The organism is Streptomyces sp. P9(2023), assembly GCF_032436795.1.
GTDB lineage: Bacteria > Actinomycetota > Actinomycetes > Streptomycetales > Streptomycetaceae > Streptomyces.
In genome coordinates, this window is the sequence record NZ_JAUPWM010000685.1 from 1 (window position 1) to 252 (window position 252).

The 252-nt window shown below is 54.0% G+C and carries 1 protein-coding gene; it reads left to right on the forward strand.

From position 1 onward, the window contains the following. Positions 1 to 252: class I tRNA ligase family protein (locus Q5762_RS39115; RefSeq protein ID WP_315897078.1), on the forward strand; the 252-nt coding region annotated here is incomplete at both ends.

Consider the following 252-nt stretch of genomic DNA (forward strand, 5'->3'; position numbering starts at 1 on the left):
TCGCGTCAGCGTACCTGGGGTGTGCCAATTGCGCTTTTTGTCGATAAAGATACCGGTGCGTTGCATCCGGATACCGCTAACTTAATTGAGCAAGTGGCCAAACGGGTCGAGCAAGGTGGTATTCAAGCCTGGTTCGATTTAGAGGCCGCTGAGCTATTAGGCGCCGATGCGGCCAAATACACTAAGGTAACCGATACGCTGGATGTCTGGTTTGACTCTGGCGTCACTCATGCTGCGGTGGTTGATGCCCGG